This is a genomic window from Geosporobacter subterraneus DSM 17957 (assembly GCF_900142145.1).
Taxonomy (GTDB): domain Bacteria; phylum Bacillota; class Clostridia; order Peptostreptococcales; family Thermotaleaceae; genus Geosporobacter; species Geosporobacter subterraneus.
The window spans coordinates 18041-43294 of the sequence record NZ_FQZV01000005.1; the positions used below are offsets into that span (position 1 = coordinate 18041).

The following is a 25254-nucleotide window of genomic DNA, read 5'->3' on the forward strand; positions in this document are numbered from 1 at the left end:
CATGCATATTGCCGTTTTAAGTGGCAAAGGCGGGACAGGAAAAACCACAGTCTCTACCAATCTTTCTAAAATCATGGGGTATCGATATGTGGATTGTGATGTAGAGGAACCTAACGGGTTTATATTCCTAAAGCCTGAGATAAAAAAAGTAGAAGAGGTAGCGATCCCAATACCAGAGATCGATCAGGAAAAATGCAGCCTCTGCAAAGCCTGTGTGAATGCCTGCCATTTTAATGCCCTTGCCTATACAAAACAGTCCATCATGCTGTTTGAACAGATGTGCCATGGTTGCGGGGCCTGTATGATCATCTGTCCAACAAAAGCGATCCATGAAAAAAGAAGAACCATTGGGAAGATACTGATGGGGTACCACAAAGAGATTGAATGCTTTAGTGGAATTTTAAATCTTGGAGAACCTATGGCAGGACCTATTATCAGCAAGCTTCGCCAGTATATTGACAACAAATCTACGATCATTGATTGTGCGCCTGGAAGCTCCTGCAATGTTGTAAAAGCAGTTATAGATTGTGATTATGGGATACTGGTGACAGAGCCTACAGTTTTTGGACTGCACGATCTGAAGATTGCAGTAAATTTAGTGAAACAGATGGGTATTCCCCATGGGGTCATCATTAATTGCCATGATCCAGAAGAGGAGCTCGTAGAAGCCTACTGCATGGAGGAACATATCCCCATTCTAGGTAAGATTCCATTTGATAGAAATATTGCTTCTCTCCATTCGGAAGGAAAGCTTTTGGTGGAAGATGCTGTCTATCGCGCTATATTCCAGGCCATTGCCAGTAAAGTAGAGGAGGTGGCTTCATGCAGTTAATCATAATCAGTGGAAAAGGCGGAACAGGAAAAACCACGATTGCCAGCTCTTTTGCATATATTCAAAAAAACAGCATAAAAGGCGACTGTGATGTGGATGCAGCCAACCTGCACATTCTGTTTCAGGGAGAAGACATAGAAAGAAAAGCATTTATTGGTGCAAAGGCAGCTAAGATTGATCCAGTAAAATGTGTTCAATGTGGAAGATGCGCAGATATTTGCAGATTCAACGCAGTAAAAAATTATCAAATTGATCCCCTAAGATGTGAAGGCTGTGGTGCCTGTGTACTGATATGCAGTGCAAAAGCCATCTCCTTAGGAGATGAAGTAACCGGAGATACCGTTATTACACAGTTACCTGAAGGGATCTTATCACGGGCAGAAATGAAAATTGGCGCTGAAGGATCGGGAAAGCTGGTTACTGAGGTAAGAAAAAACGCATTGAGAAAAAGGCAGGAGGGACAGTGGATTATCCTGGATGGCTCCCCAGGTGTAGGTTGTGCTGTAATGGCATCGATTACAGGCTGTGATGCAGCCCTGATTGTAGTAGAGCCAACGCAATCAGGGTTGGAGGATTTTATGCGGGTGTTGTCCGTTGTAGATTATTTTAATGTAAAAGCCTTTGTATGTATCAATAAATTTGACCTAAATGAACGTATAACAGATCAGATAGAAGCATTTTGTAATGAGAGAAAAATAGGCGTATTGGGCAAAATCCCTTTTGATCCATTGGTAAAGAAAACCATTAATGCGCTTCAACCGGTGATATGCCACAAAGATAGCCTTATGGGAAAAGAAATAGGGGCAATGTGGGAGCGTTTAAATTATCAATTAAAGGAGGAAATAAAATGAAAAATATTGCGATTGCAAAGGATGGAAATATAGTTTCCGAGCATTTTGGACACTGTGAAGGCTTTGAGGTATTTCAACTAGGAGACGGAAAGATAGAGAACCGGTTTTTTATTGAGAACCCGGGACACAGACCAGGATTTTTACCAGTCTTCCTGTCAGAAAAAGGTGTTCATGTAGTGATTTCAGGAGGAATGGGTGCCACTGCCCAAGCACTGTTTGGCGAAAATAATATTGAGGTTGTTGTAGGAGCACAAGGAAGTCTTGATGCGGTGATCGAGGATTATGTGGCAGGAACATTAAAATCTTCCAATAGTATTTGTGAAGAACATATGCACGCAGGACATTGTAACGATTAAGCAGAATGAATTCATTCTGCTTTCTTTATAATATTGTATTATTCGGGCAGCATGATATGCTGCTCCTACAGCCTCTAATGATAAGGAGTAGGGGTTGCACATTGTGCAACCCGCAAAGGGTTTGTTCTAATCTACTATTACGCACTATTCAGATTTAGCGTATCAACATAGAATCCTAACAAAGTTAGAGAAATAAAGGGTGATGAGAATGGAGGATCAGATAAAGAATTTAACGGCTATTTTAGAGAGGAAAAATATTCGACCAACACCTAAGAGAAAAGAGATCCTGAAGGCATTCGTAAATACAAATAATCATCTAAAGCCGGAAGAATTATACAATCTAGTAAAAAATAAAGGGGTTGGATTGGCTACAACATACAGAAACCTAGAATTATTAAAGAAAAATGGTATAATAAAAGAAATCAAAATCGATAATGAACGCTATTATGAGCTGAAAATCTATAGCCAAAAATGCTTACATATCCATCTTAAATGCAGCACCTGTGGCAGCATCTATGATTGTGCAGAGACTGGATTAGTACTTAATATGCTCAAGCTGCAAAGCTTTGTAGAAAGTTTGTATGATTTTGAGGCTGTAGACTTAGAGATTGTCATGGAAGGTGTATGTAAAAAATGCAGGAGGTGAAATTTTGCCAAGACCCACAAAATTAAGAAAAATTTCTTTTGTCCCTGAAAGTACATATTTCATACCTGCAGGGAAAAAAATGTGCCATATTGAAAAGGTCACTTTAAAATTAGAAGAACTGGAAGCCATGCGGTTAAAGGATTTAGAAAATCTATCCCAGGAGGAATGTGCTGAACGGATGCATATATCCAGACAAACCTTTCAGCTTATTATCGACGAAGGCAGAAAGAAAGTTGTAGAAGCGCTAACTACTGGAAAAGCCATTGATATACAAGGTGGTAATTATACCTATAATATATGTAAATACCGTTGTATGGATTGTGGTAAAGAGTTTGATGAAGCCCTAGAACAAGAGGATCGTATTTGTCCTAGTTGTGGGTCCTCTCATATCCTCTGTACGGTTAAGGAAAAATGCTGTATGAAACCCTGTCGAAAACGCTGGTGCAATAAACTTTAAATACCTAGTTCAATATTCTAGAAAGATACACATACCATTACAAAAACCCAATCGGTAACATAGATCATAAAATAAAAGTATTTTGGTATTGATGATATTAGAGATGGAATCTGGGTATATAATATAGCACGAGTTATCTTAACAAGGAGGATTTCATGGAACACCAAAACCTAATACTAGCATTTTCTCTAACCTTGTTTGCCGGGTTATCTACAGGTATCGGCAGCATTCTAGCATTTTTCACGAAAAAAACGAACAAGAAATTTCTATCCATAACCCTCGGCTTTTCAGCAGGGGTGATGATCTACGTGTCTATGATAGAAATATTTTCCAAAGCACAAGAATCTCTTATTGAAGAACTTGGAGAAAAAATGGGATCATGGGTCACCGTGCTGTCTTTTTTTGCAGGTATGCTGCTGATCACAGTGATCGACAAATTGATTCCATCCTATGAGAATCCTCATGAAATTCATAAGGATCAGACCAAGAGCATGGAATTAGCCGATACCAGAACCTCTGGTGAAGATAAAAAGCTACTCAGGATGGGTGTGTTTACAGCCTTGGCAGTAGCGATCCATAACTTCCCGGAGGGGTTTGCAACACTCATATCAGCAATTAAAGATCCAGCCCTAGGGATCAGTATTGCCATTGCAGTAGCCATTCACAATATCCCAGAGGGTATTGCCGTATCTATCCCTGTATACTATGCTACAGGAAGCCGTAAAAAGGCATTTTACTACTCCTTTCTTTCAGGATTAGCAGAACCTATTGGGGCAATCATTGGATATTTGATCCTTGCACCGATTATGAGCGATCTAGTTTTTGGAATTGTATTTGCTTCTGTTGGGGGCATTATGGTATTTATTTCTCTAGATCAGCTGCTACCTACAGCAAGAGAATATGGAGAGCATCATCTTTCTATTTATGGTCTAGTATCTGGAATGGCTGTGATGGCATTAAGTATATTACTGTTTCTTTAATGTTTTGATGTGAAAGAAGTTAAAACTAGTAATAAAGCCATGACACTTCAAATGAAGGTGCATGGCTTTATTTTTTCAATATATTAAAATTCTTTAAACAGATTCACCATTTCAATGGCAGTAACAGCTGCTTCATAGCCTTTATTGCCTGCTTTTGTTCCGGCCCGTTCAATGGCTTGCTCGATGGTATCGGTTGTAAGTACACCAAAGATAACAGGGATTTCCGTATCTAAGGACACACTGGCGATACCCTTGCTGACTTCGCTGGCTACATAATCAAAGTGGGATGTAGATCCTCTGATGACAGCCCCCAAACAAATAATTGCATCATATTTACCGGACTTAGCCATTTTTTTCGCCGCAAGAGGGATTTCAAATGCACCGGGGACCCAGGCGATTTCGATATCTTTTTCTTCTACACCATGGCGTTTAAGACCATCTATTGCTCCTGAAAGAAGCTTACCACCGATAAATTCATTAAACCTTCCTACGATAATGCCCGCTTTAAATTCTTTTGCAACCAAGTTTCCTTCATAGATTTTCATACTTTATTCCTCCTCAATATTTAATATATGACCCATTTTTTCTTTCTTTGTTCTGAGATAGTAAGCATTGACCTCATTATGATTCATTTGTATGGGAACTCTTTCAATGATTTCAATGCCATAGCCTGTTATACCGGCGAGCTTTCTGGGATTGTTGGTCATCAGCCGGATCTTGCTCACTCCAAGATCGTTCAATATTTGTGCACCAATTCCATAGTCCCGCATATCCTCAGGAAAGCCCAAGGCTAGGTTTGCTTCTATGGTATCCATACCTTCATCCTGAAGGGCATAGGCTTTTAACTTATTAATCAAGCCAATACCACGGCCTTCCTGGCGCATATAAATGAGGACACCACGGCCTTCCTCTGCAATCTGTTTCATTGCCGAAGCATACTGTTCACCGCAATCGCAGCGCATGGAGCCAAACACATCTCCCGTCAAACATTCGGAATGAACACGTACCAGTAACGGTTCTCCATTTGAAACATCACCTTTTACCAGGGCCACATGGTGCTCTCCATTTAATTTGTTTTGATATCCGATAATGCGAAAATCACCGTACTTTGTGGGCATATTGGCTTCTGCAGCCCGCTCCACCAATACTTCATTTTTTCTTCTATAGTTGATTAAATGAGCAATGGTAATGATTTTTAAATCATGAACCTTAACAAATTCCATTAGTTCCGGGACCCTGGCCATAGTACCATCCTCATTCATGATTTCGCAGATTACTCCTGCAGGATAAAATCCGGCAAGTTTGGCCAAATCAACAGCCGCCTCCGTGTGGCCGGCTCTTTTCAAAACGCCTCCTTCTTTTGCTTCCAGGGGAAAGATATGTCCAGGCTTTTTAAAATCCGTAGGTTTAGTTGCTGGTGCAAGAACCTTCAGAATGGTATGCGCTCTTTCCTGTGCAGAGATGCCTGTGGTGGTATCGATGGCATCAATGGATACCGTAAAGGCAGTTTGATGGGTATCCGTATTGTGTCCAATCATTTGGGGGATATCCAGTTCACGGAGTCGGTCTCCAATGACAGGCATACAGATCAATCCGCGGCCATACTTTGCCATAAAGTTCACTGCTTCAGCAGTCACGGTTTCTGCCGGCATCAACAAGTCCCCTTCATTTTCACGATCTTCATCGTCTACCACCACAATCATTTTACCGGCACGAAGATCTTCCAATGCTTCTTCTATCGTGTTAAACTTATACATTATTTTCCACCTCGTTATATATTTTTGTTTCTTTATAAAAATCCATTTTCCCGTAGAAAATCCATATCAACACCTGTTTTAGGTGTCGGGGATTCTTTAAAGTTTAGAAATCGTTCAATATATTTGCCAATCATATCACATTCCAGGTTTACAGCATCTCCCGGTGATTTTTTCAGAAGTGTGGTTACATCCTTCGTATGGGGGATAATCGATACCTTAAAGACCCTTTCATCTACATAGGCCACTGTAAGGCTAATCCCATCAATGGCTATAGAGCCCTTTTCAATGATATATTTTAAAATTTCCGGCGGTGCTGATATGGACACCCAAACGGCATTGTCCTCCTGTTTAAAGTCCCTTATAATCCCTAATCCGTCGATATGACCGCTGACCAAGTGCCCTCCTAAACGGTCGCCAAGCCGCAGTGCCCTCTCTAAATTTACTTTACTGCCTGCTGTAAGGTCCCCAAGATTTGTTCTGCCTATGGTTTCAGCCATAACATCTACAGCAAAGCTGTGAGAAGTGAAATCTGTAACTGTGAGACATACTCCGTTGACTGCAATGCTGTCACCCAATTGAACCTTTTCCAAGATTTTTTTTGCTTGAATCACTATTTTTGCGGATTTTGTGCCTTTTAGAATAGATTGAATGGTGCCGATCTCTTCAACAAGTCCTGTAAACATTCTGATTAAACCTCCTTTCTGATATAGGCTTCTATCATTAAATCATTGTATAATTTTACAAAGCTCATATTTTCTAGTAGAATGGCATCTTGGATGTGGGGTATACCCGTACCCCCTATAGGCGTTTTTGCAGTTTCACCCCCTAGGATTTTGGGGGCAACAAAGGTAATGACTTTGTCAACAATTCCTTCTTGTAAAGCCGCATAGTTTAGCGTGCTGCCGCCCTCAAGTAGTACGCTGTCAATTTTATTGTTTCCCAGCCACTGCATCACATAGCCTAAATCTACATGATTATTTTTTATTGGTGCAACAACCACCTCTGCACCGGCAGCTTCTATGGATTTTAACTTACGTTGATCTGCGAGAGCCGTTACAGCCACAATTGTTTTTGTATGGTTATCACATTGCAGCAGCTTAGCCTTCAAAGGGATTCTGCCGTGGGTATCCACCACGATGCGAACAGGATTTCTAATCTGCGATCCTTCCAGCCTGGTGGTAAGCAGTGGATCATCTGCTAAAACAGTACCGATGCCAACCATGATAGCAGTATACTGATGGCGCAGCTTATGAACATAGTGTCTGGAGATTTCATCGGAAATCCATTTGGATTCACCGCTAACAGCTGCAATTTTCCCATCCAGGGTCATTGCTGTTTTCAGAAGACAAAAAGGGAGACCCGTGGTGATATATTTGACAAAAACTTCATTTAATCTTTTCGCCTGCTGTTCCAGTACGCCGGTTATGACTTCTATACCCGCGTCCTTAAGAATTTGTATTCCTTTGCCCTCCACAAGCGGATTAGGATCTTTCATGGCAATAACTACCTTCTTGATTCCCCGTTCAACGATAGCGTTGGCACAGGGAGGGGTTTTGCCGTAGTGAGAGCAAGGTTCAAGAGTGACATACATCGTTGCTCCTTCAACAGGCTCTGTAGCGTTATTAAAAGCATTGATTTCTGCGTGAGGTCCGCCATACTGAGCATGATAGCCTTCACTGATAACCGCACCATTTTTTACGATGACAGCACCAACCAATGGATTTGGATTCGTATGCCCGATACCCAGCTTCGCCAGGTCTAGTGCTCTGTACATGTATGAAATATTCAATCAATCACCCCGATTTAGAGATATAAATAAAATAAGCCCTGAAAATAGTATTTTCAGGGCATTTCATGTATATTCCAATAGATATACATCCTTCTACATATGTATAAAGCAATATGCTTCTCCTTCTTCCATCCAGACTGTACTGTCGGTCTTGGAATTACACCAAGTCTGCCAAAATCGGCTCGCGGACTATAACCGCCGGTCGGGAATTTCACCCTGCCCTGAAGGATTTTCAGTTGTTATAAGTACATACTAACACTAAGAATAACATATGTCAATAAAGAATAATATTGCATTTAAATTGTATCTGTACTATAATAAATGTGACGATACAATATATTAGGAGTGATACAATTATGGAAAATCAATTGAATGTACCTATGAAAACCGGCAGCAAAACAAAAGAACTTGTAACCTCTGGATTATTGATTAGTATGGTCTTTATCGCCACGAAGTTTATTAATATTCGCCTGCCTATATCTATCAATGGCGGATTGATTCATTTAGGGAATACTATGCTATTTTTAGCAGCCATTGTTTTTGGCAAAAGAAAAGGTGCTATAGCAGGCGCCTTCGGCATGGGTTTATTTGATATTGTTTCCGGATGGGTGGCATGGGCACCCTTTACATTCATGATCAGAGGTATTATGGGATATATTATTGGCAGTATAGCATATGCTAATGGAAGAAAGGGGGAGCGCTTTCTATGGAATCTTGCGGGGATTGTGGTTTCTGGAGTAGTTATGATAGTAGGGTATTACATAACGGAGGGTGTTTTGTATGGAAACTGGATTGCGCCGATGACATCCATACCAGGAAATGCTATTCAAATTTTGATAGGTACAGCCATCGGTTTACCGGCAGCAGCGGCAGTTAAAAGAACAAAGCTTTTTTAGTGAGAAAAGGAGATTATAAGATGAACAAACCATTCATTATGACACCAGGTCCTACCTATATACATGAGGAAGTCAGGATGGCTTTGGCACAGCCTATTACGAATCCCGACTTAGATGTAAGCTTTTTCGGGTTTTATAAGGAGACCTGTAATAAACTAAAGAAGATTATTCAGACAAAAAATGATATGCTGATACTGAGCGGTGAGGGCATATTAGGACTGGAAGCAGCCTGTGCTTCTTTAATTGAACCGGGAGATCGTGTGCTGTGTATTGATAACGGCATATTTGGGAATGGATTCGGCGATTTTATAAAGATGTATGGCGGAGAAGCGGTTTATTTTAAATCCGATTACCGGAGGGCGATTGATGTGGGTTTGTTGGAGAAATTCCTTTCTAAAGATCATAATTTTAGTATGGCTACCCTCGTACACTGCGAAACTCCTTCAGGAATTACAAATCCTATAGATCGAATATGCAAATTGCTAAATCAGCATGGCATTATCTCTGTGGTAGATTCTGTCTCGGCCATAGGGGGGGAAGTGCTCAAAGCTGATGAATGGTCTATAGATATGGTATTAGGCGGCTCTCAAAAATGTCTGTCTGCTCCTCCTGGGCTAACCTTTCTGAGCATTAGTCCAAGGGCCTGGGAGAAGATATTGAATCGGAGGGTTCCCATTATAGGATACTATGCAAATCTGGCTCATTGGAAAAACTGGTATCAGGAAAAATGGTTTCCATATACACAGCCCATTAGTGATATCTATGGACTAAGAACAGCTGCAGAGCGGTGGCTCAAGGAAGAGAATCCAATCGAAAGACATGAAAAAATAGCAAAAGCTGCTCGAAAAAGTCTCATGGAGGGAGGGTTAAATTTATATCCTATCGATGGATTTTCAAATACGGTAACCACTATAAAAATCCCTGAGAATATAGGATTTCATGAGATCTATCAGACCATGCTGAAGGATCATAATATCTTAATTGCAGGTGCCTTTGGTTTTCTAAAGGACAAAGTGATTCGCATCGGCCATATGGGTGAAAACTGTTACGAGGATAAAGTGTACTTAACCCTTAAGGCTTTGGATCAGGTACTAAGAAAGTACGGTGTACGTCCGAAGGTAGAGCTTCATAAAGCTTTCACCTCATATATGTAGGTATTATTAGTCAGAGTATCCCGGGAAAAACATGAAAGCTTTATTTGTTCAGTTTTAGAAAATAGATAAAAATAAATCATAGGGCTGACTTTGGAGTGATTCAAAGTCAGCCCCTGCTATTTATAGAAGTGAATATTTTTCCATCCAATTGACAATACTGAAAAAACTGACAGAAAATTATTGGAGGAATACAACCTATGGCCGTAAAGATCGGAATTCCAAGAGCTCTGCTGTACTATCAATATTTTCCCTTATGGGTTACATATTTTGAAGCATTAGATGCAGAAGTAATTATATCATCAGAGACTAACAAAAAAATACTGAACGAAGGTATTTCTGCGGCAATCAATGAAGCCTGCCTACCCATAAAGCTATTTCATGGCCATGTAATGGATTTGAAGGATCGGGTGGATGTACTCTTTATCCCTAGAATCACCAGTGTATATCAAAAGGAATATATTTGTCCTAAGTTTTGCGGATTGCCAGAAATGATTCGGCATTCCATAGGGGGGTTACCACCGGTTATTGATGCAGAAATTAATTTTTTTGAATCTAGAAGGCATATTAAGGATACGATCTATGAAATGGGAAACTATTTTACAAGGGACAGAAAAAGGATGATCAGAGCTTTTCAGCAGGCCAAGGAAAGGTATCAAAACTATTGCCGGCAGCTTCAAAAAGGAAAAATTCCTTCCTTGGAGTTGCCGTTTCATATGTATAGGGAGCCTATAAATCAAAAACAACTCCCAAAGAGGATACTGATCATGGGGCATCCCTATAATTTATATGATCCTTATTTAAATATGGACATGTTTTCAATATTGACAGCAAGGGGTATTCAGATACTAACACCGGAGATGGTGAAAAGAAATGAAATCAACAGGTTCATGAAAAGCTATAAAACAAAATTCTATTGGACCTTTGCCAATAAGATGATTGGAACCATGCTCTATCACATTGAACGGGGGGAGATAGACGGTGTCATTTATATCTCAACCTTTGGCTGCGGTGTGGATTCTGTAGTTGCGGATATTGTCGAAAAGACGATGCGGGAAGAGACAAGCATTCCTTTTCTGCTGATTACCTTAGACGAACACCGCGGTGAAGCAGGAGTCTACACCCGGGTTGAAGCTTTTATAGACATGTTAGAATGGGGGAGAAAGGATGAAAATCACATTTCCACACATGGGCAATCTGTACATAGCTCTCAAGGCTGTTTTTGAGGAACTGGGGGCAGAAGTAATCATTCCACCGAAATCAAACAAAGAAACCCTTGAGCTAGGTACGAAGTATTCTCCGGAAGGGATATGCATTCCTTTCAAACTGACGCTGGGCAACTATATTCAAAGCATTGAACAGGGTGCAGATACTTTATTTATGTGGAGTGGCTGCGATGTCTGCAGAATCGGATACTATCAGGCCCTGCATAAAGATATACTGAAAAGGCTGAATTATTCTATCCAGTTGATCTGTGTGGAACCATTTAAAACAATAGGAGAAATATACGTATTCCTGCAGAAATTAAAAACCATTTCTGCTGATACCAGCTATCTAAGGCTGGCAGCAGTATTTAAAAAGGGAGTGGAACTTATTCATAAGGTAGATGCACTGGATGATTTGGCCTGCAGGATAAGAGCCAGGGCAGAGGAACCCCATAAAGTTGATGAAATATATGCTGCTTATGAACAAAATATCATGCAATCAAAAGGTTATCAGGAAACAAACCAGGTATTAGAACGTTACCGAAAAAAGCTTTCACAGATACCTTGTGATTCATGCAAAGAAATTGTTAAGGTGGGGATTACGGGAGAAATATATACAGTGGTCGAACCCTTTATCAATCAGGATCTGATCCGCAGGCTGGGCCAAATGGGTGTAGAAGTGGATTGTTCTGTAACTGCCAGTCAGTTTATTCGGGAACAAATTGACTTTTTACCCTTCATTTCATCTGAGAAGGGCGAAGTTCACCGCGCAGCAGAGCCCTATTTAGACCGTGAGATTGGCGGCCATGCCAGACATACCATTGGAAATACGGTACGGTTTGGTGAGAAAAATTTCGATGGCGTAATCCATTTGATGCCTTTTACCTGTATGCCGGAAATCGTAGCACAAAGCATATTGCCTACGATAGAAAGAGAGTGGGAACTTCCTGTCCTGAAACTGGTTCTGGACGAGATGACAGGAGAAGCAGGAATACTGACGAGGGTAGAGGCTTTTATTGATCTGTTAAAAAGAAGAAGGTCTGAATGAAGGCAAGGAACCAATAATGATTATCAAAGCATGATTGGACAGATAGGATAATAAGCAATGTTCCCTTTTGATAAGATGATGAAAAAATAGATCAGTCACCTCCTATATCCCAAAGACATATGATGTAATGGATATTATTTAAAATAAGAGGTGAAATGAATGGATACAAGACCTATGTGTACAATGGCGGCAGCTGAAATCAGAGGAGGTCCGCTAGCTCCACAGATAAGAGGTATCGTTATTTTTAAAGAAGTACCAGGCGGCACTGAAGTCTATGTCCAAGTAGAAGGACTTCCCCCCTATCAACCGGCCAGAAATGGGGAGGATCCGATAGGACCTCATGGATTCCATATTCATGAAAAGGGAACCTGTGAGGTTGGAGATCCTAATAAGCCTTTTCAGGCTGCAGGGAAGCACTGGAACCCAGCTAATCAGCCACATGGCAACCATGCCGGTGATTTCCCTTCGTTATTCTCCAACAATGGGATTGCCCGCATGGCATTTTTTACAAATAAGTTTAAACCTGCCGATGCAGTAGGAAAAGCTGTGATGATCCATGAAAACCCTGACGATTCTAGAACGCAGCCTGACGGAGATGCAGGAAGAAGACTGGCCTGTGGTGTAATCCGATGTATGCAGACCCAAACTCAAACTCAGGCATGGCCTGGATATGGGAGTTATTGGCGATATTATTAAACAAGACTTTGTTAGAAAACCTGTGGATATTACATGTTTTAGAAGTAGATTATGCCACAGTTAGGGGTGGACGACTCTGTCCACCCGCAGATGCCTTAGTAGAACAAGCGGGGGGACACGGGGGTCTGCACCCTACAAAAATATTATTAGCGTTAAACAGAACTTAAAATAAAAGTCGATAGATGCTCTATCGACTTTATCAGTGTTTATGCAGTTTCTAATGCATAGCCCGGTACTAAGAGGGACTTGCCTTCCATTTCTTCAGGCTGTGGAATATCCATCATATGCAGCAGTGTTGGAGCCAAATCGGCTAACCGGCCTTCTGTAATACCATATTCCTCGGCTGCATTAATGAGAATCAGGGGAACTGGATTGGTAGAGTGGGCTGTAATCACATTGCCGTCGGCATCAAGCATTTCATCTGAGTTTCCGTGATCTGCAGTTAACAGAATCTGACCGTCATATTGAATAACGGTTTCTACAATCCTGCCTACGCAGGCATCCACCGTCTCGACTGCTTTGATGGCTGCTTCAATCACACCGGTATGGCCTACCATATCGGCATTGGCAAAGTTTACAATGATCAGATCGTAATACTCCCTTTTGATTTCCTCAATCAGTCGGTCCGTAACTTCTATGGCACTCATTTCCGGCTGAAGATCATAAGTAGCAACCTTTGGAGAAGGAATCAATACACGGTCCTCACCCTCGTAGGGCTTTTCAATTCCCCCATTTAAGAAAAAGGTAACATGGGCGTATTTCTCGGTTTCTGCGATACGGAGCTGCTTTAAGCCTAAACTGGATATATACTCACCCAGTGTATTGGATAAGGTTTGTGGTGTATAAGCCACATAAACATTTGGCATAGTGGCGTCATACTGTGTCATGCATACGTAATGTACTGGCAAGAAGCCCTTCTTTCTTTCGAAACCAGTAAATTCTGGATCCACAAAGCTTCTGGTAATCTCTCTGGCACGATCCGGTCTAAAATTGAACATGATGATGGAGTCATGAGGATTTACAGTGGCTATAGGGTGACCATCCTCACAGATGACAGTTGGGATCACAAACTCGTCCACAACGTTTTTACTATAGGAGTTTTGGATCGCCTCACCTGCGGAGGAAGCGAATTCACCCTGGCCTAAAACCAGTGCTTCATAGGCAGCGGAGACTCTTTCCCATCGATTGTCCCGATCCATAGCGTAGTATCTTCCGGATATGGTCGCTACTTTACCAACACCGATAGCTTTCATTTCTTGCTCCAGTGCTTCAATGTATTGGGCAGCACTGGATGGCGGTACGTCCCGTCCATCCAGGAAGCAGTGTACAAATACTTTTTGTAATCCTGCATTCTTTGCCAGCTTTAATAAGGCATAGAGGTGGGTATTGTGGCTGTGAACACCGCCATCAGATAAAAGTCCCCATAAATGTAAAGCTGAGTCATGGGATTTTACATTTTCAATAGCATTTAAAAATACGGGATTTTCAAAGAAATCACCATCTTCAATGGCTTTGCTGATCCGTGTCAATTCCTGATAAACAATTCGTCCTGCACCGATATTGAGATGCCCTACCTCTGAGTTTCCCATTTGACCATGGGGCAGACCTACATCCAGTCCGCTGGCGTGGGCAATACTATTTGGATAATTTTCCAGATAACTGTCGATGTTGGGTGTGTTGGCTTGCTTCACGGCATTGCCGTAGCTGCTTTCATTTAATCCAAAACCGTCTAAGATCATTAATATGGTGGGTTTTTTCATAGTCTCAAATCCTCCTTCACTATTTGAACACACAGCAATCCAGTGTGCAATTTACCACTTTATTTCCTGCAAGTGTATGACTAATTTACATTATATATCATAATACCCAAATTATCAAAGAGAAAGCAGTTTTTTTGTTAAAAAAAAGACAGGGTCTTGCGGTGTCCCGATATGGAATTGCATTTTTTCCCAATTTTAACGAAAAAGAATTTGATTTTTATCCAGTATTTTGGGTATACTTAATTTGTAATCAGCAGATTTATATTTTTGGAGGTGTAATAAATGAAGAATGTGGTTGTATTTTCTAGCAATACTTGCCCCCATTGTGTTACAGCAAAAGAATATTTATCCAGTAAGGGAATTAATTATGTGGAGAGAAATATTCATGAGGACCCAGATGCCAGAAAAGAACTCATGAAGAACAAAATTATGGGGGTCCCAGCGATTTTTATTGATGATGAGGTAATTGTAGGTTTTGATAAAGTAAGAATTGATGAGCTGTTAGGATTATAGGATGATATAAGCGTTACTTTTTCAAATACAGGTCGATTACGGAGGCTCCTACTGCAGGATATTTGGCTGGTAGGAGTTTTATTATGGCGTTATAGCATGCTAAGGGAGATGAAACATGTGGCGAAAGATATGGAGACTTGGCCTAGACAAATAAAAACATATGAAGAGCTTCCAAAACAGTATCAGCATTTTTTTGAAGTCTTTCAGGATGGAAGGATTCCCTTGCCCTATGTTATTTTTATACCTGCCATGCAATGGAGAAAAAGAAACTGCAAGGAAAAGCTATTATGCCTTACAGCTTCTGAAATTAGTATTTATGAAAGGGATAATGAGGATATTTTCAAAGAGGGATTAACATTTGAAAGCATTCATTTCATAGAAGAGGGTACAGTCTTGCTGTATTCATGGATTAAAGTACATGGGAATGCAGATGGTAAGCTTAAGACGATCCAAGTAGAATTCAATACGGTAACAAAGAATCTATTTCACCCGGTTATTCTAGAACTGCGAAAAGGCGCTTTAGGGTATGAGGACAAAAAAAACGAACCAAGCAATACAAAGATTGCTCAGCTGAAAGAAAAAAGCTATAAATTTATGAATTATGGACTTGATAGTTTATTGCCCGGTCAAGCGATAAAAGCGCTTATGTTTCAACCTAGCGTATATGAAAAAGCATATCTCTTTTTTGAACGTCTTCTTAGTCCGGCACAACTTCATCTATTAACAGCGGAAGAGTATATACTAATCCAGGAAGAAGAGGATAAGAAAAACGACAAAAGCCAATACAGCGGTATATGGACGTATATTCCCTTAAAAAACCTGAGGAATATCAAGGTTAGGCCAATAGCAGCTCAAGGTTTAATAGAGCTTTCTCTAGAAGGTTATTATAGCCAAAAAATTCAAACCACTCTAGGATCTGGTGCAAAAGAGGAACTAAAGACCTATTTGAAGCAGGTAGAGCAGCATTTAAAAGAGAATGATTCTGTCTCCAATAGGATGTTAGGGTGATTGAATCAAGGTTAGCAGTTGTTTTTCTATACACAGATTAAGGGAGAGACTTCTTAATCCGATTTTGTTAAAATCAACAGATAACACATCCTGTCGAATTTCTTTTATGATGCCTTCACCAAAAGAAGCATGGTGTACTGCAGCTCCTTCGAAGAATGGGTGAGGCAGTGTTTTTTTCTTAGAGAATGGCTTTACAATATGTGACCACAGCGGTGAAGAATCAGCCCTTAAATTCAGGCCTTTTTTGTTTTGAAGCCCTAAAGAAATATATCCCTTAACCTCCTTTAAAAAAGGTGAGGGTTTTACAGGAGCACCATTATAAAAGGATGAAGATAATAATTTCAGGTTGCTGCGGGCCCGTGTCATGGCTACATAGAAAAGTCTGCGTTCTTCCTCCATGGCTGTAGAATTTCCAGCTGCTTGTTCCGCAGTGCTGGAAGCCGTAGGGAACTGTCCGTCGACCAGATCTATGATAAATACATGATCAAATTCTAAACCCTTGGCACTATGGATTGTAGAGAGGTAGACGGCATTCTTTCTCAACTGCTTCGATGCTTCCATAAGCCCGGGCAGTTGATGAAGTCTTTCTAAAAACTCTATGAAGCTGCCTGTGTGGGACGCAATCCGCTTCAGATTGGATAAGATCATCTGCAGGGTAGCATAGGAGTATTTTAAACGTTTGCTGTTGATTTGCAAATAATCATTGTAGTTGAGATCATTTTCAATGAACAGCAGCGCTTCTAAGGGCGTTTTTGCAGCCAGCTCTGTAAAGGACTTTTTTAGATCAGCCATACGCTCTTTTTGATAGCTGGGAAATCCGGAAAATTGAATCAGGCTGTCAAAAACCGATTGCTTATTGTGCTTAGATTTTACATAATCCACTGCAGCCTTAGTGACGTACCGGTTCATCTTATAATAGATTCTTTCAAAGGATTCCAAATCAAAGTGATTCATGGACAGGTCCAGAAATGCAAGGATATCCTGCACAACCCAATGTTTAAAGAAATGCAGCTTTGTGTCGCGAATGCAAAAAGGTATACCGCAGCGATCCAGCATCTCCAATACCGGAACCGCTGAGAGGTTGTTGCGATAGAGTATTGCTGCAGTTGAAGCGGGTAAGATGTGCTTGAGTTCGTCAGTTAAATAAGCTAGTTGATCTTCTTCATCCTGAAGAGATAAGATCTCAATAGGCTGATGGGCAGGATTTTCAGTAAACAGCTTCTTAGGGTAGCGATGCTGGTTCTGACTGATGAAACGGTTGCTCACATGAACGATATCCTGTGTGGATCGGTAATTTTGTTCTAAGTAAAACAATTTTGCAGTGGGATAATCCTCGCGAAACCGCAGCAGCACTTCAGGAAAAGCTCCCCTAAAACCATAGATCGATTGATCATCGTCAGCTACCATGAATAAATTGTTACTGGGAGCTGCCAGCAGCCGAATGATTTCATGCTGTATTTTTGACGTATCCTGGGCTTCATCCACCTGTATGTAGGGATACTGCTGACGATACCGATCCAATGTTGAAGGATTTTTTTGAAGGATATCCAGGGCTAAGCAGAGCATATCATCAAAATCTATCAAAAATCTATTCTTTTTATAATTCTCATATTGAGTATATATTTCTGTAAGTCGATCGATCTCAAAAGCAGTGGTATGTATTTGTGATCTGGATATCATCATGTTTTTGATATAGCTTATGGCGTTAGAAAGCTCTTCCAGCTTGTCCTCTGTCAAGTAATCCTGATGGATTTCCCGATAGATATGCTTAAGCAGCCTAGCCTTATTCATGGACTGCTTTTCTTGTTCAATAAAGGTGTAGCGAATATTTTGTTTTACGGCAAATTGCCGCAAAACACTGTAAGCGAAGCTGTGAATGGTAGAGAAATGAACCTCCTGAGGGGTAATATCCTTGAAAAGCTGTTGAAAGCGGTGGCTCATATCCCTGGCAGAGGCTTTGCTAAAGGTGACCGATAGAATATTTCTAGGGTTAATATTATGTACCAATATCAAATAGGCAGTCCTGCAAATCAGGAGGGTAGTTTTACCGGCTCCCGGTACTGCCAATACAAGTCCGGGTCCATCTTTATGGAAAAGTGATTTTTGCTGTTGGAGGTTTAGAGCAATACCGTACTGTTCGGCCAATAGATTAATAAAAGAGTTTTTCAATGGGGGAACCTCCCTTGGAATTCAGTTCTTTTTCTTCACTTAGTATAACAGAAAAAATGTTTAATAGAGAAGTTTAGAAATATTAATAAATATGCTTCTGAGGAAAATTTAAGCATTGCTTTCAATGCTTTGTCAAATTTGGTATAATTCTTTATAGAAAGACAGAGTAAATTGACAAGGAGCCCTATTTTATGAGACTAGTACCGATCAATTGCATAAAAGAAGACAGCTATCTTGCGCAGCCGCTATTTGATGGAGAGGGACGTGTTTTGCTCAAAAAAGGGGTGCAGCTCAATGAGGGATTGTTGAAAAAAGTAGAAGAGGTTGGGGTATATAGTCTTTATATTATGGACGAGTACAGTGATCAGGAGATTGAGGATATTATCAAACCTCAGATGCGTATCCGTGCAATAAAAACAATCAAGGATACCTTCAAAATCTTTGAAAAATCCCTTCAGCAAAACCAGCAGCCTAAAAAGCAAAAACAGCTAGAACAGGAAAGAGAAAAGCAGATTGGCTCTCTAAAAGAAGTATCAAAGGATATCGTAGATGAAATCCTTGGCAACCGTAACATTATGATTAATCTAGTGGATATTAAAAGCTTAGATAATTATACTTATGAGCACTCTGTCAGTACAGCAGTACTTTCTCTCGTACTTGGCATTGAGTTGGGTTTGAATAAGAATGAACTGTATGACCTATGTATTGGAGCCATGCTTCATGATATCGGTAAGGTGTTTATTCCTAAAGACATTTTGTTTAAAGAAAATCGGAATGAAAAAGAGCAGCTTTTGGTTCAGTCTCACAGCCAAAAAGGCTACGAGTACCTAAAGGAAAACAGTGAGGTATCAGGGTTGGTCAAGATTATTGTACTCCAACATCATGAGCATGTAGATGGCAGCGGATACCCTGCCAAAATAAAGGATGCTCAGATTAATAAACTGGCTAAGATTGTGGCAATCACAGATCAGTATGATAGATTTACTTCCGGGTCTCCCTCTCAGAAACCAGTTTCGCCCCATGAAGCGATTGAATATGTTATGGGATCCGCAGGAAGATATTTTGATTTTAATATGGCCCGTACCTTTGTGCATAAAGTTATCCCCTATCCGGTAGGAAGTCTGGTAAGGTTAAGCAATGGGGATGTGGGGGTCGTGGATGAGGTCATAGAACAGTTTCCTCTAAGACCTCGGGTAAGAATTATCCGACAAAATGCAAATCGCATTGAAATGGAGTTTGTTGAATTGATGAAAGAGATTAACCTTGTTATTGAAGGGATGCTGCACGAAGTACCCAATGTTTCCGTGCAGCATTATTTAAAAACAAAATAAGCTTACACATAAAACCATTATTCTAAAGATACAATTGAATAATGGTTTTTTTTCTAAAATAATCATAGTATGAATAATCGTTAGGTGAAAGGGGGCAAAGAAAATGGGAAAATCCTACGATGTAATCGTATTAGGCGGCGGATTAATGGGATTATCTTCAGCTTACTATTTAGTGAAAAAGGGGAAGCGGGTTTTGCTGCTGGAAAAAAATGAACTGGGGAGCGGCGCCTCGGGAGCCTGTGATGAAATGATTCTGCTGCAATCCAAGAAACCAGGAAGCCTGTTGACTATGGCCATGGAAAGCCTGGAAATGTATCGGAGTTTGTCCAAAGAATTAAATATGGAACTGAATTTTGAAGCCCGTGGCGGTATGGTGTTTATAGAAAATCATGACCAATTAAAGGTGATGGAGGAGTTTGTAGCAGGGCAAAGAAGCTTTGGACTGGAGGTTGAAATCATTGATAAAAAAAAGGTATATGAAAAGCAGCCCTATGCCAGAAAAGGTATTGTTGCATCTACCTATAGCCCGACGGATGCCCAGGTATATCCCTTTAAAGTGATGAGAGGATATCTTGCCCAGGGAATAGCACTAGGATTGGAAGTACGAAAAAATGCAGAGATAGATCATATAGTGGACCGGGGAGGATACTGGCGGATTCAACTGAAGGGGCATGAGCCTGTGGAGGGAGAGTATGTGGTAAATGCAACCGGTGCATGGGCTGGGGAAATCGGTAAAATGATTGGGGTGGAAATTCCTATCGTGCCCATACGCGGTCAGGTGGCAGTCACAGAACCTATTTCCAGGATTGGGGAAACTAACGTTTGGAGTGCTGAATATATCGTTAGAAAAATCAAGCCGGAACTGAGTCTCCATCGGGACGCCCGTTGTGAGGAACTGGGAATTGGCTCTGCATTTAGTCAAGCGGCTATGGGCAACTTTTTACTGGGGAGCTCTCGGGAGAAGGCCGGGTTTTCGAAAGAAACTACCTACGAAGTAATTCAAAAGATAGGTCAGCAGGCAGCAGACTTTTTCCCAGTTTTTAAAGATGTACATATTATACGTACTTTTGCCGGTCTGCGGCCTGCTACCCCTGACGGAAAGCCGATCCTTGGGGAAGTAAAGGGAAAATCAGGCTTTTTTATGGCTGCAGGTCATGAGGGTGATGGCGTAGCACTGGCACCATTAACTGGTAAGATAACGGCCAAATGGATCTGTGGAGAAAGGGTGGCCTATGATCTTCAGGAATTCAGCTTAGAGCGATTTGCATAGATTGATTCTATTGAGGCGGAGGTTCTAAAAGATTTTTCCCCTTCGAGAAGGGGCCATGATATAATGGGGATATATGGCAAGGGGGGAACAATGTGAAAAAAATAAAAGCAGCTTTATGGATACTTCTAAGTATGGTTTTAATAACAGGGTGTGCTGCCCCAAAGGACTATTTCGTGTATACTAGTGTAGACAAGGAGTGGAGCATGCAGATTCCCAAAACCTATGAGAAAAATATGGAAGAAAATGATGAGACTCTTAAGATTTATATGAAGGCATTTAAGAATAACAAGGGGACGGTTTTAAATATCATGGAAATGCCTGATGAGGGTGTGAAGATTGCCAGTGAGAAGTATATCCAGGAAGAACTGGCAGCCATAGATGATTATCTGCATATAGAGAGACTGGAGACCATTAACTTGGAGAAGATAGGAAAAATCTATGGGGCACTGGTGGAGGATCATGCTACGAACAGTTATATGTTTCTATATAAGTGGAATCACAGCAACAAGTTAATCTCGGTCATGGTCTATCAAATGAGACCTTTTACTCTGGAAGAAGAGGCTCAGATTAAGAATTTAATCAGTACAATAAAGCCAAAATAGCGTAGCTTCCTTAGGAGGCTACGCTTTTTCACTGCATCTTAATAATTTAACGCCAATACCGAACTATGCCCTGTTATATTCCCATGTAAGCTTTCTTGACCAGATCACTGTTCAACAACTCCTCACCTGTACCTCGCAGGACAATACGGCCTGTTTGAAGAACATAACCTCTATCGGCTATTTCCAGAGCCTCCTGTACCTTTTGCTCTACAAGTAAAACCGTCATTCCGCGCCTGCTGATTTCCTTAAGGATATGCAATACTTTATCTACTAGGATGGGCATCAGACCGAGAGACATTTCATCTACCAAGAGGAGCTTTGGACAAGACATTAAACCTCTGGCTATAGCCAGCATTTGCTGCTCTCCTCCGCTCAAAGTTTCTGCTTTTTGATGGGCCCGTTCTTTCAAACGGGGAAAGATTTCATAAACTTCCCGAAGGGTCTTATCAATGGTGTCAGATTTAACCGTATAAGCACCCAAAAGCAGATTGTCCAGAATCGACATTTTTCCGAACACATGACGGCCTTCTGGTACATGGGCGATTCCCTTTTGAACGATCTTATGAGATGGGAGTGTATCGATGCGCTCCCCCATAAATTCAATTTCACCTGCCATCGGCTTAATGATACCCGATAGGGTGCGAAGAATTGTACTTTTTCCCGCGCCATTTGAGCCTACAATAGATACCAGCTCTCCCACAGATATGTCAAAGGAAACATCAAACAGCACGGGAACCTGATCATAACCAGCCTTAATTTTTTTTACTCTTAGCATGATATCTCTCCCCTAAATAAGCTTTTATTACCTGGTCGTGGTTCACTACTTCATCAGGTGTACCTTCTGCTATTTTCTTACCTGCATTTAGCACAACTACTCTGTCGGAAATGGGCATGATAGCTTCCATGATATGCTCCACGATCACTAAGGTTATGCCGGATTTTTTTAGCTTAAGGCACAGTTCCATAGCATCTTTGATTTCAGTCTGATTTAATCCCGCCATAGCTTCATCCAGCATAAGAAGCTGTGGTTTTGTTGCCAAAGCCCTGGCAATTTCAACTCTTTTTTTATCTGCTATCGTCAGATTAGCGCCCAGTTGATGGGCCTTGTGCTGCAAATGCGTTAGCACCATAATTTCCTCTGCGATTTTAGAAGCCTCTTTCATATGACGGGTATGGAGAAAGGCCCCTGTCAGTATATTTTCCCTCACAGTCATTTCCTTAAGGGTTTTTACGATCTGGAAGGTTCGGGCGAGTCCCAATTTGCAGATTTTGTTGGGTCTCATCCCGGTGATATTCTGCCCTCTAAAGCTGACCTTGCCTGAGAAGGGAGCATAAAACCCGGTAATGCAGTTGAATAAGGTGGTTTTGCCGGCACCGTTAGGACCGATAAGGCTGAGGATTTCTCCTTCATTTACCTGAAAGGATACATTTTCATTGGCAACGACATTTCCAAATTTCATGGTGAGATGTTCCAGAACCAGCATGGCTTCACCCATTTTTCCCACCTCCTGCCGTCGAGGGTTCGAAGAAGAGTTTTTGGAATAACCCAACAATTCCCTTTGGCTGATAACAGGCTACCGCAACAACTAAAAAACCGAATATAATCAAATCGATGCCTTTACCCGTTCCGCCGAAGAAAATCCGCGTGTACTCCGATAATGGAATCAAAACCGCCGCACCGATAATCGGACCGTAAAGAGTGCCTAAGCCCCCCAGGACAGTGAGTAATACAATCCGCATGGATAAGGGAAGGCTGAAAACCATAAAAGGGTCAATGTAGAGAATGTAGCTTGCATAGAAGGACCCAAAAATGGACGTAAGGAATGCGCTGATGAGCATAGCATAAACTTTGTACTCAGTGGGATTGATGCCGATTGCCTCTGAAACTTCGTGACTTTCGCGGATGGCTTTGAGATAATAGCCCATCTTGGAATGCTCTACCAAATAAGCAGTAACCAACACGAGGATAAACAGAAAGTACACGATGTAAAAGTAGGGAAGCTTAGAGCGGTGAAATTGCAGCTGCAGAAAGCCTTCTCCCATAACCGGAAGGGATATACCCGTAGCACCTTCTACGTATTCCCAGCTGACGAAAAGCTGCTGGATGATCTCCCCGATGGCTAGTGTTGCAATGGCAAAATAGTGTCCCTTTAGTTTGAAGCAGGGATAACTTACCAAGAATGCCACAGTCGTTGCAATGACAGCACCCAGGAGCATGCCTACCCAAGGACTAAGCATATATCGCCAGAATAAAACCGATGAGGTGTAGGCACCAATGCCGAAAAATGCAGCATGGCCAAAAGAGGTTTGCCCGGTAAAGCCGGTAATAATATTCCAGGCCTGCCCTAAGGCTGCATACATAACAAGCAGGATCATAACATGATGAAAGTTGATATTGTGAATTGCAAGTGGAAGGATTGCAATGACAATACAAATCCATCCTAATATGTACTTTTGCTTGAAAAGATGCTTAGAAGCTACCATCCAAACAACCCCTTAGGCCGTATTTGGATCACTACCAGGTACATAAGGAACACGATGGCATATTTAAACTGTGTTCCCAACAGGAAGCCTCCCACTGCTTCCGTAATGCCGATCAATATTCCGCTGTAAAGGGCCCCCTTAATATTGCCAAAGCCTCCTAAGGCGACGATGACAAAAGCCAATAGGCTGTAGAGGGCACCGGATTGGGGATGGATTGGGAAAAAAGTAGACATGAGGGCTCCGGCCACCCCGACACAAGCTCCGGAAATTCCAAAGGTCAAGGCATAGATTTTCTCTGTAGGGATTCCCATCAGCAGGGCAGTATGCTTATCTAAGGCAGTAGCCTGGATAGCTCTGCCTGTTTTTGTTCTTTCAATAAAATAAAAAATAGCTAAGGTCATCAAAATACTTCCGATAGCAGCAAAAACTTGAGGCAGACCAATGATAATGGGACCAAGGGTCAATTTCTTATCAGCTACAAAGGACTGGTTGATAAAGCGGTAGTTGGGAGACCATAAAAATTGGGCCAGGTTTCTGAGCAAAAGACTGAAGCCAAAGGTAGCCAATAGAGCTGTGAGACCAGGTGCATCTACTACCTTTCGGATAATGACCTTATAGGTCCCATATCCTATACCGAATGCCATGATCGTCGTAAGGGGAAGGGAAAGAAGGGGATCAACATTATAAAGTGTATAGATCCAGAAAGCAGAATACATACTGATCATGAGAAACTCCCCATGGGCGAAGTTGATAATATCTAGTACGCCCCAGGTTAATGTCAGTCCGACGGCTACCAGAGAATAGACAAAACCCATTAGAATACCTGTTGCAATGATTTGGGTTAGCATCGTGTACATCCCTCCTTTTTCATCATAATACTTCAAGTTAATGTTAAACTTGAAGTTAAGGTTTAGCTTGAAATGAATGATGGTTGAGAAACCTCATTTACCCATCTTTTACCGTAGGGGCAGACCTATGTGTCTGACCGTTTTATTTTGGGACGACACATGGGTCGTCCCCCATAGGCGTCAACTTAACCCATAATTTGTCATCCTGAGCGGAGTAAAACGGAGTCGAAGGATCTTTAAGCTAGATGATATATTCTGATAATCAAAAGTAATTTTGCGTATGTTCTATAAGATTCTTCGCTAACGCTCAGAATGACATGCTTCTAAGGTGTATTTGGAAATATTTAGATTAAGTTGACGCCTATGAATCACACATCTATATAAAATATGCTCTTGACAAAAATATTTCATTGTGTTAAAGTATTAAAAATATTAAAAAGTGATGATCTGGAAATAGTATGAAGCATGCTGTAGTGCAGAGAGGGAACCGTTTGGTGAGAGGTTTCTATACAGTCCTTCAGAACCCGTCTGGAGAGCTGCAGGCGAAGAGCCTTGCCGGAATCAGCACCGTTAACAGGCTGAGGATATCTTCTACAGATAGGTAG

General features: G+C 41.2%; 26 protein-coding genes and 1 riboswitch. Of the genes, 16 read left to right on the forward strand and 10 right to left on the reverse strand.

The window, feature by feature from the left end:
• Window position 1: 1 nt before the first annotated feature.
• From BUB56_RS01670 to zupT, 6 genes are all read left to right on the forward strand, one after another.
• The gene (locus BUB56_RS01670; RefSeq protein ID WP_110939646.1) at window positions 2-832 is read left to right on the forward strand and encodes an ATP-binding protein; all 831 of its coding nucleotides are present in this window, start codon (window positions 2-4) and stop codon (window positions 830-832) included.
• A complete protein-coding gene (locus BUB56_RS01675; RefSeq protein WP_110939647.1) occupies window positions 823-1683 on the forward strand; it encodes an ATP-binding protein in 861 nt (286 codons plus the stop codon). The genes BUB56_RS01670 and BUB56_RS01675 overlap by 10 nt, the downstream gene beginning before the upstream one ends.
• Window positions 1680-2039, forward strand: a complete 360-nt coding sequence (locus tag BUB56_RS01680; RefSeq protein ID WP_110939648.1) for a NifB/NifX family molybdenum-iron cluster-binding protein — start codon at window positions 1680-1682, stop codon at window positions 2037-2039. Before BUB56_RS01675 ends, BUB56_RS01680 begins: the two co-directional genes overlap by 4 nt.
• Before the next feature lie 208 nt (window positions 2040-2247).
• Window positions 2248-2685 (forward strand): Fur family transcriptional regulator, encoded by a 438-nt coding sequence (locus BUB56_RS01685; protein WP_190014058.1) that lies wholly within the window; start codon window positions 2248-2250, stop codon window positions 2683-2685.
• 4 nt (window positions 2686-2689) lie between these two features.
• Entirely contained in the window at window positions 2690-3142 is a 453-nt protein-coding gene (locus tag BUB56_RS01690) for a DUF134 domain-containing protein (protein WP_110939650.1), read from the forward strand.
• A gap of 155 nt (window positions 3143-3297) precedes the next feature.
• Window positions 3298-4122: a zinc transporter ZupT gene (zupT, locus tag BUB56_RS01695; RefSeq protein ID WP_110939651.1), complete on the forward strand. Its 825-nt coding sequence runs from the start codon at window positions 3298-3300 to the stop codon at window positions 4120-4122.
• Between the two features lie 83 nt (window positions 4123-4205).
• Here zupT and ribH read toward each other — a convergent pair whose 3' ends face one another.
• Genes ribH through ribD form a run of 4 tightly spaced genes read right to left on the reverse strand, consistent with a single transcriptional unit; the run spans window position 4206 to window position 7668 of the window.
• Window positions 4206-4667 (reverse strand): 6,7-dimethyl-8-ribityllumazine synthase, encoded by a 462-nt coding sequence (ribH, locus tag BUB56_RS01700; protein WP_110939652.1) that lies wholly within the window; start codon window positions 4665-4667, stop codon window positions 4206-4208.
• A gap of 3 nt (window positions 4668-4670) precedes the next feature.
• A complete protein-coding gene (locus BUB56_RS01705) occupies window positions 4671-5879 on the reverse strand; it encodes a bifunctional 3,4-dihydroxy-2-butanone-4-phosphate synthase/GTP cyclohydrolase II (RefSeq protein ID WP_110939653.1) in 1209 nt (402 codons plus the stop codon).
• 32 nt (window positions 5880-5911) lie between these two features.
• Entirely contained in the window at window positions 5912-6562 is a 651-nt protein-coding gene (locus tag BUB56_RS01710; RefSeq protein WP_110939654.1) for a riboflavin synthase, read from the reverse strand.
• Window positions 6563-6567: 5 nt separating this feature from the next.
• Window positions 6568-7668 (reverse strand): bifunctional diaminohydroxyphosphoribosylaminopyrimidine deaminase/5-amino-6-(5-phosphoribosylamino)uracil reductase RibD, encoded by a 1101-nt coding sequence (gene ribD, locus BUB56_RS01715; RefSeq protein WP_110939655.1) that lies wholly within the window; start codon window positions 7666-7668, stop codon window positions 6568-6570.
• A 116-nt stretch (window positions 7669-7784) separates the two neighbouring features.
• Window positions 7785-7901: riboswitch (FMN riboswitch) on the reverse strand.
• 123 nt (window positions 7902-8024) lie between these two features.
• Here ribD and BUB56_RS01720 point away from each other — a divergent pair.
• The 5 genes from BUB56_RS01720 to BUB56_RS01740 all read left to right on the forward strand — a co-directional run bounded on the left by BUB56_RS01720 (window position 8025) and on the right by BUB56_RS01740 (window position 12664).
• Window positions 8025-8564: an ECF transporter S component gene (locus tag BUB56_RS01720; protein WP_242946191.1), complete on the forward strand. Its 540-nt coding sequence runs from the start codon at window positions 8025-8027 to the stop codon at window positions 8562-8564.
• Window positions 8565-8584: 20 nt separating this feature from the next.
• Entirely contained in the window at window positions 8585-9718 is a 1134-nt protein-coding gene (locus BUB56_RS01725) for a pyridoxal-phosphate-dependent aminotransferase family protein (RefSeq protein ID WP_110939656.1), read from the forward strand.
• Between the two features lie 197 nt (window positions 9719-9915).
• Window positions 9916-10941, forward strand: a complete 1026-nt coding sequence (locus BUB56_RS01730) for an acyl-CoA dehydratase activase-related protein (protein ID WP_110939657.1) — start codon at window positions 9916-9918, stop codon at window positions 10939-10941.
• Complete coding sequence (locus BUB56_RS01735) at window positions 10883-11968, forward strand: acyl-CoA dehydratase activase-related protein (protein WP_110939658.1); 1086 nt, start codon at window positions 10883-10885, stop codon at window positions 11966-11968. The genes BUB56_RS01730 and BUB56_RS01735 overlap by 59 nt, the downstream gene beginning before the upstream one ends.
• A 159-nt stretch (window positions 11969-12127) precedes the next feature.
• Complete coding sequence (locus BUB56_RS01740; protein ID WP_110939659.1) at window positions 12128-12664, forward strand: superoxide dismutase family protein; 537 nt, start codon at window positions 12128-12130, stop codon at window positions 12662-12664.
• Between the two features lie 206 nt (window positions 12665-12870).
• Here the strand turns inward: BUB56_RS01740 and gpmI are convergent, their stop codons facing one another.
• Entirely contained in the window at window positions 12871-14424 is a 1554-nt protein-coding gene (gene gpmI, locus BUB56_RS01745; RefSeq protein ID WP_110939660.1) for a 2,3-bisphosphoglycerate-independent phosphoglycerate mutase, read from the reverse strand.
• A gap of 282 nt (window positions 14425-14706) precedes the next feature.
• On the opposite strand from gpmI, the gene BUB56_RS01750 reads away from it, so the two are divergent.
• Window positions 14707-14937: a glutaredoxin family protein gene (locus BUB56_RS01750; protein WP_110939661.1), complete on the forward strand. Its 231-nt coding sequence runs from the start codon at window positions 14707-14709 to the stop codon at window positions 14935-14937.
• 117 nt (window positions 14938-15054) lie between these two features.
• The gene (locus BUB56_RS01755; protein ID WP_110939662.1) at window positions 15055-15945 is read left to right on the forward strand and encodes a hypothetical protein; all 891 of its coding nucleotides are present in this window, start codon (window positions 15055-15057) and stop codon (window positions 15943-15945) included.
• On the opposite strand, the gene BUB56_RS01760 is transcribed toward BUB56_RS01755, so the two are convergent.
• Window positions 15937-18114, reverse strand: a complete 2178-nt coding sequence (locus BUB56_RS01760; RefSeq protein ID WP_207650379.1) for an ATP-dependent helicase — start codon at window positions 18112-18114, stop codon at window positions 15937-15939. The genes BUB56_RS01755 and BUB56_RS01760 overlap by 9 nt on opposite strands.
• Before the next feature lie 191 nt (window positions 18115-18305).
• On the opposite strand from BUB56_RS01760, the gene BUB56_RS01765 reads away from it, so the two are divergent.
• The 3 genes from BUB56_RS01765 (at window position 18306) to BUB56_RS01775 (ending at window position 21317) form a co-directional block, all read left to right on the forward strand.
• Window positions 18306-19445 carry an HD-GYP domain-containing protein gene (locus tag BUB56_RS01765; RefSeq protein ID WP_110939663.1) on the forward strand — a complete coding sequence of 380 codons (1140 nt, stop codon included), beginning with the start codon at window positions 18306-18308 and terminating at the stop codon, window positions 19443-19445.
• A gap of 103 nt (window positions 19446-19548) precedes the next feature.
• A complete protein-coding gene (locus BUB56_RS01770) occupies window positions 19549-20715 on the forward strand; it encodes an NAD(P)/FAD-dependent oxidoreductase (RefSeq protein WP_110939664.1) in 1167 nt (388 codons plus the stop codon).
• A 92-nt stretch (window positions 20716-20807) separates the two neighbouring features.
• Window positions 20808-21317 (forward strand): hypothetical protein, encoded by a 510-nt coding sequence (locus BUB56_RS01775; protein WP_110939665.1) that lies wholly within the window; start codon window positions 20808-20810, stop codon window positions 21315-21317.
• Window positions 21318-21390: 73 nt separating this feature from the next.
• On the opposite strand, the gene BUB56_RS01780 is transcribed toward BUB56_RS01775, so the two are convergent.
• Genes BUB56_RS01780 through BUB56_RS01795 form a run of 4 tightly spaced genes read right to left on the reverse strand, consistent with a single transcriptional unit; the run spans window position 21391 to window position 24649 of the window.
• The gene (locus BUB56_RS01780) at window positions 21391-22092 is read right to left on the reverse strand and encodes an ABC transporter ATP-binding protein (protein WP_110939666.1); all 702 of its coding nucleotides are present in this window, start codon (window positions 22090-22092) and stop codon (window positions 21391-21393) included.
• Complete coding sequence (locus BUB56_RS01785; protein ID WP_110939667.1) at window positions 22070-22813, reverse strand: ABC transporter ATP-binding protein; 744 nt, start codon at window positions 22811-22813, stop codon at window positions 22070-22072. Before BUB56_RS01785 ends, BUB56_RS01780 begins: the two co-directional genes overlap by 23 nt.
• Window positions 22806-23801 carry a branched-chain amino acid ABC transporter permease gene (locus BUB56_RS01790; RefSeq protein ID WP_110939668.1) on the reverse strand — a complete coding sequence of 332 codons (996 nt, stop codon included), beginning with the start codon at window positions 23799-23801 and terminating at the stop codon, window positions 22806-22808. Before BUB56_RS01790 ends, BUB56_RS01785 begins: the two co-directional genes overlap by 8 nt.
• On the reverse strand, window positions 23795-24649 hold the full coding sequence (locus BUB56_RS01795) for a branched-chain amino acid ABC transporter permease (protein ID WP_110939669.1): 855 nt from the start codon (window positions 24647-24649) through the stop codon (window positions 23795-23797). Before BUB56_RS01795 ends, BUB56_RS01790 begins: the two co-directional genes overlap by 7 nt.
• Window positions 24650-25254 lie beyond the last annotated feature (605 nt).

Coding starts and splice junctions, on each gene's coding strand:
- BUB56_RS01670 (WP_110939646.1), top strand. CDS start 2: ATGCATATTGCCGTTTTAAGTGGCAAAGGCGGGACAGGAAAAACCACA.
- BUB56_RS01675 (WP_110939647.1), top strand. CDS start 823: ATGCAGTTAATCATAATCAGTGGAAAAGGCGGAACAGGAAAAACCACG.
- BUB56_RS01680 (WP_110939648.1), top strand. CDS start 1,680: ATGAAAAATATTGCGATTGCAAAGGATGGAAATATAGTTTCCGAGCAT.
- BUB56_RS01685 (WP_190014058.1), top strand. CDS start 2,248: ATGGAGGATCAGATAAAGAATTTAACGGCTATTTTAGAGAGGAAAAAT.
- zupT (WP_110939651.1), top strand. CDS start 3,298: ATGGAACACCAAAACCTAATACTAGCATTTTCTCTAACCTTGTTTGCC.
- ribH (WP_110939652.1), bottom strand. CDS start 4,667: ATGAAAATCTATGAAGGAAACTTGGTTGCAAAAGAATTTAAAGCGGGC.
- BUB56_RS01705 (WP_110939653.1), bottom strand. CDS start 5,879: ATGTATAAGTTTAACACGATAGAAGAAGCATTGGAAGATCTTCGTGCC.
- BUB56_RS01710 (WP_110939654.1), bottom strand. CDS start 6,562: ATGTTTACAGGACTTGTTGAAGAGATCGGCACCATTCAATCTATTCTA.
- BUB56_RS01720 (WP_242946191.1), top strand. CDS start 8,025: ATGGAAAATCAATTGAATGTACCTATGAAAACCGGCAGCAAAACAAAA.
- BUB56_RS01725 (WP_110939656.1), top strand. CDS start 8,585: ATGAACAAACCATTCATTATGACACCAGGTCCTACCTATATACATGAG.
- BUB56_RS01730 (WP_110939657.1), top strand. CDS start 9,916: ATGGCCGTAAAGATCGGAATTCCAAGAGCTCTGCTGTACTATCAATAT.
- BUB56_RS01735 (WP_110939658.1), top strand. CDS start 10,883: ATGAAAATCACATTTCCACACATGGGCAATCTGTACATAGCTCTCAAG.
- BUB56_RS01740 (WP_110939659.1), top strand. CDS start 12,128: ATGGATACAAGACCTATGTGTACAATGGCGGCAGCTGAAATCAGAGGA.
- gpmI (WP_110939660.1), bottom strand. CDS start 14,424: ATGAAAAAACCCACCATATTAATGATCTTAGACGGTTTTGGATTAAAT.
- BUB56_RS01750 (WP_110939661.1), top strand. CDS start 14,707: ATGAAGAATGTGGTTGTATTTTCTAGCAATACTTGCCCCCATTGTGTT.
- BUB56_RS01765 (WP_110939663.1), top strand. CDS start 18,306: ATGAGACTAGTACCGATCAATTGCATAAAAGAAGACAGCTATCTTGCG.
- BUB56_RS01770 (WP_110939664.1), top strand. CDS start 19,549: ATGGGAAAATCCTACGATGTAATCGTATTAGGCGGCGGATTAATGGGA.
- BUB56_RS01780 (WP_110939666.1), bottom strand. CDS start 22,092: ATGCTAAGAGTAAAAAAAATTAAGGCTGGTTATGATCAGGTTCCCGTG.
- BUB56_RS01785 (WP_110939667.1), bottom strand. CDS start 22,813: ATGGGTGAAGCCATGCTGGTTCTGGAACATCTCACCATGAAATTTGGA.
- BUB56_RS01790 (WP_110939668.1), bottom strand. CDS start 23,801: ATGGTAGCTTCTAAGCATCTTTTCAAGCAAAAGTACATATTAGGATGG.
- BUB56_RS01795 (WP_110939669.1), bottom strand. CDS start 24,649: ATGCTAACCCAAATCATTGCAACAGGTATTCTAATGGGTTTTGTCTAT.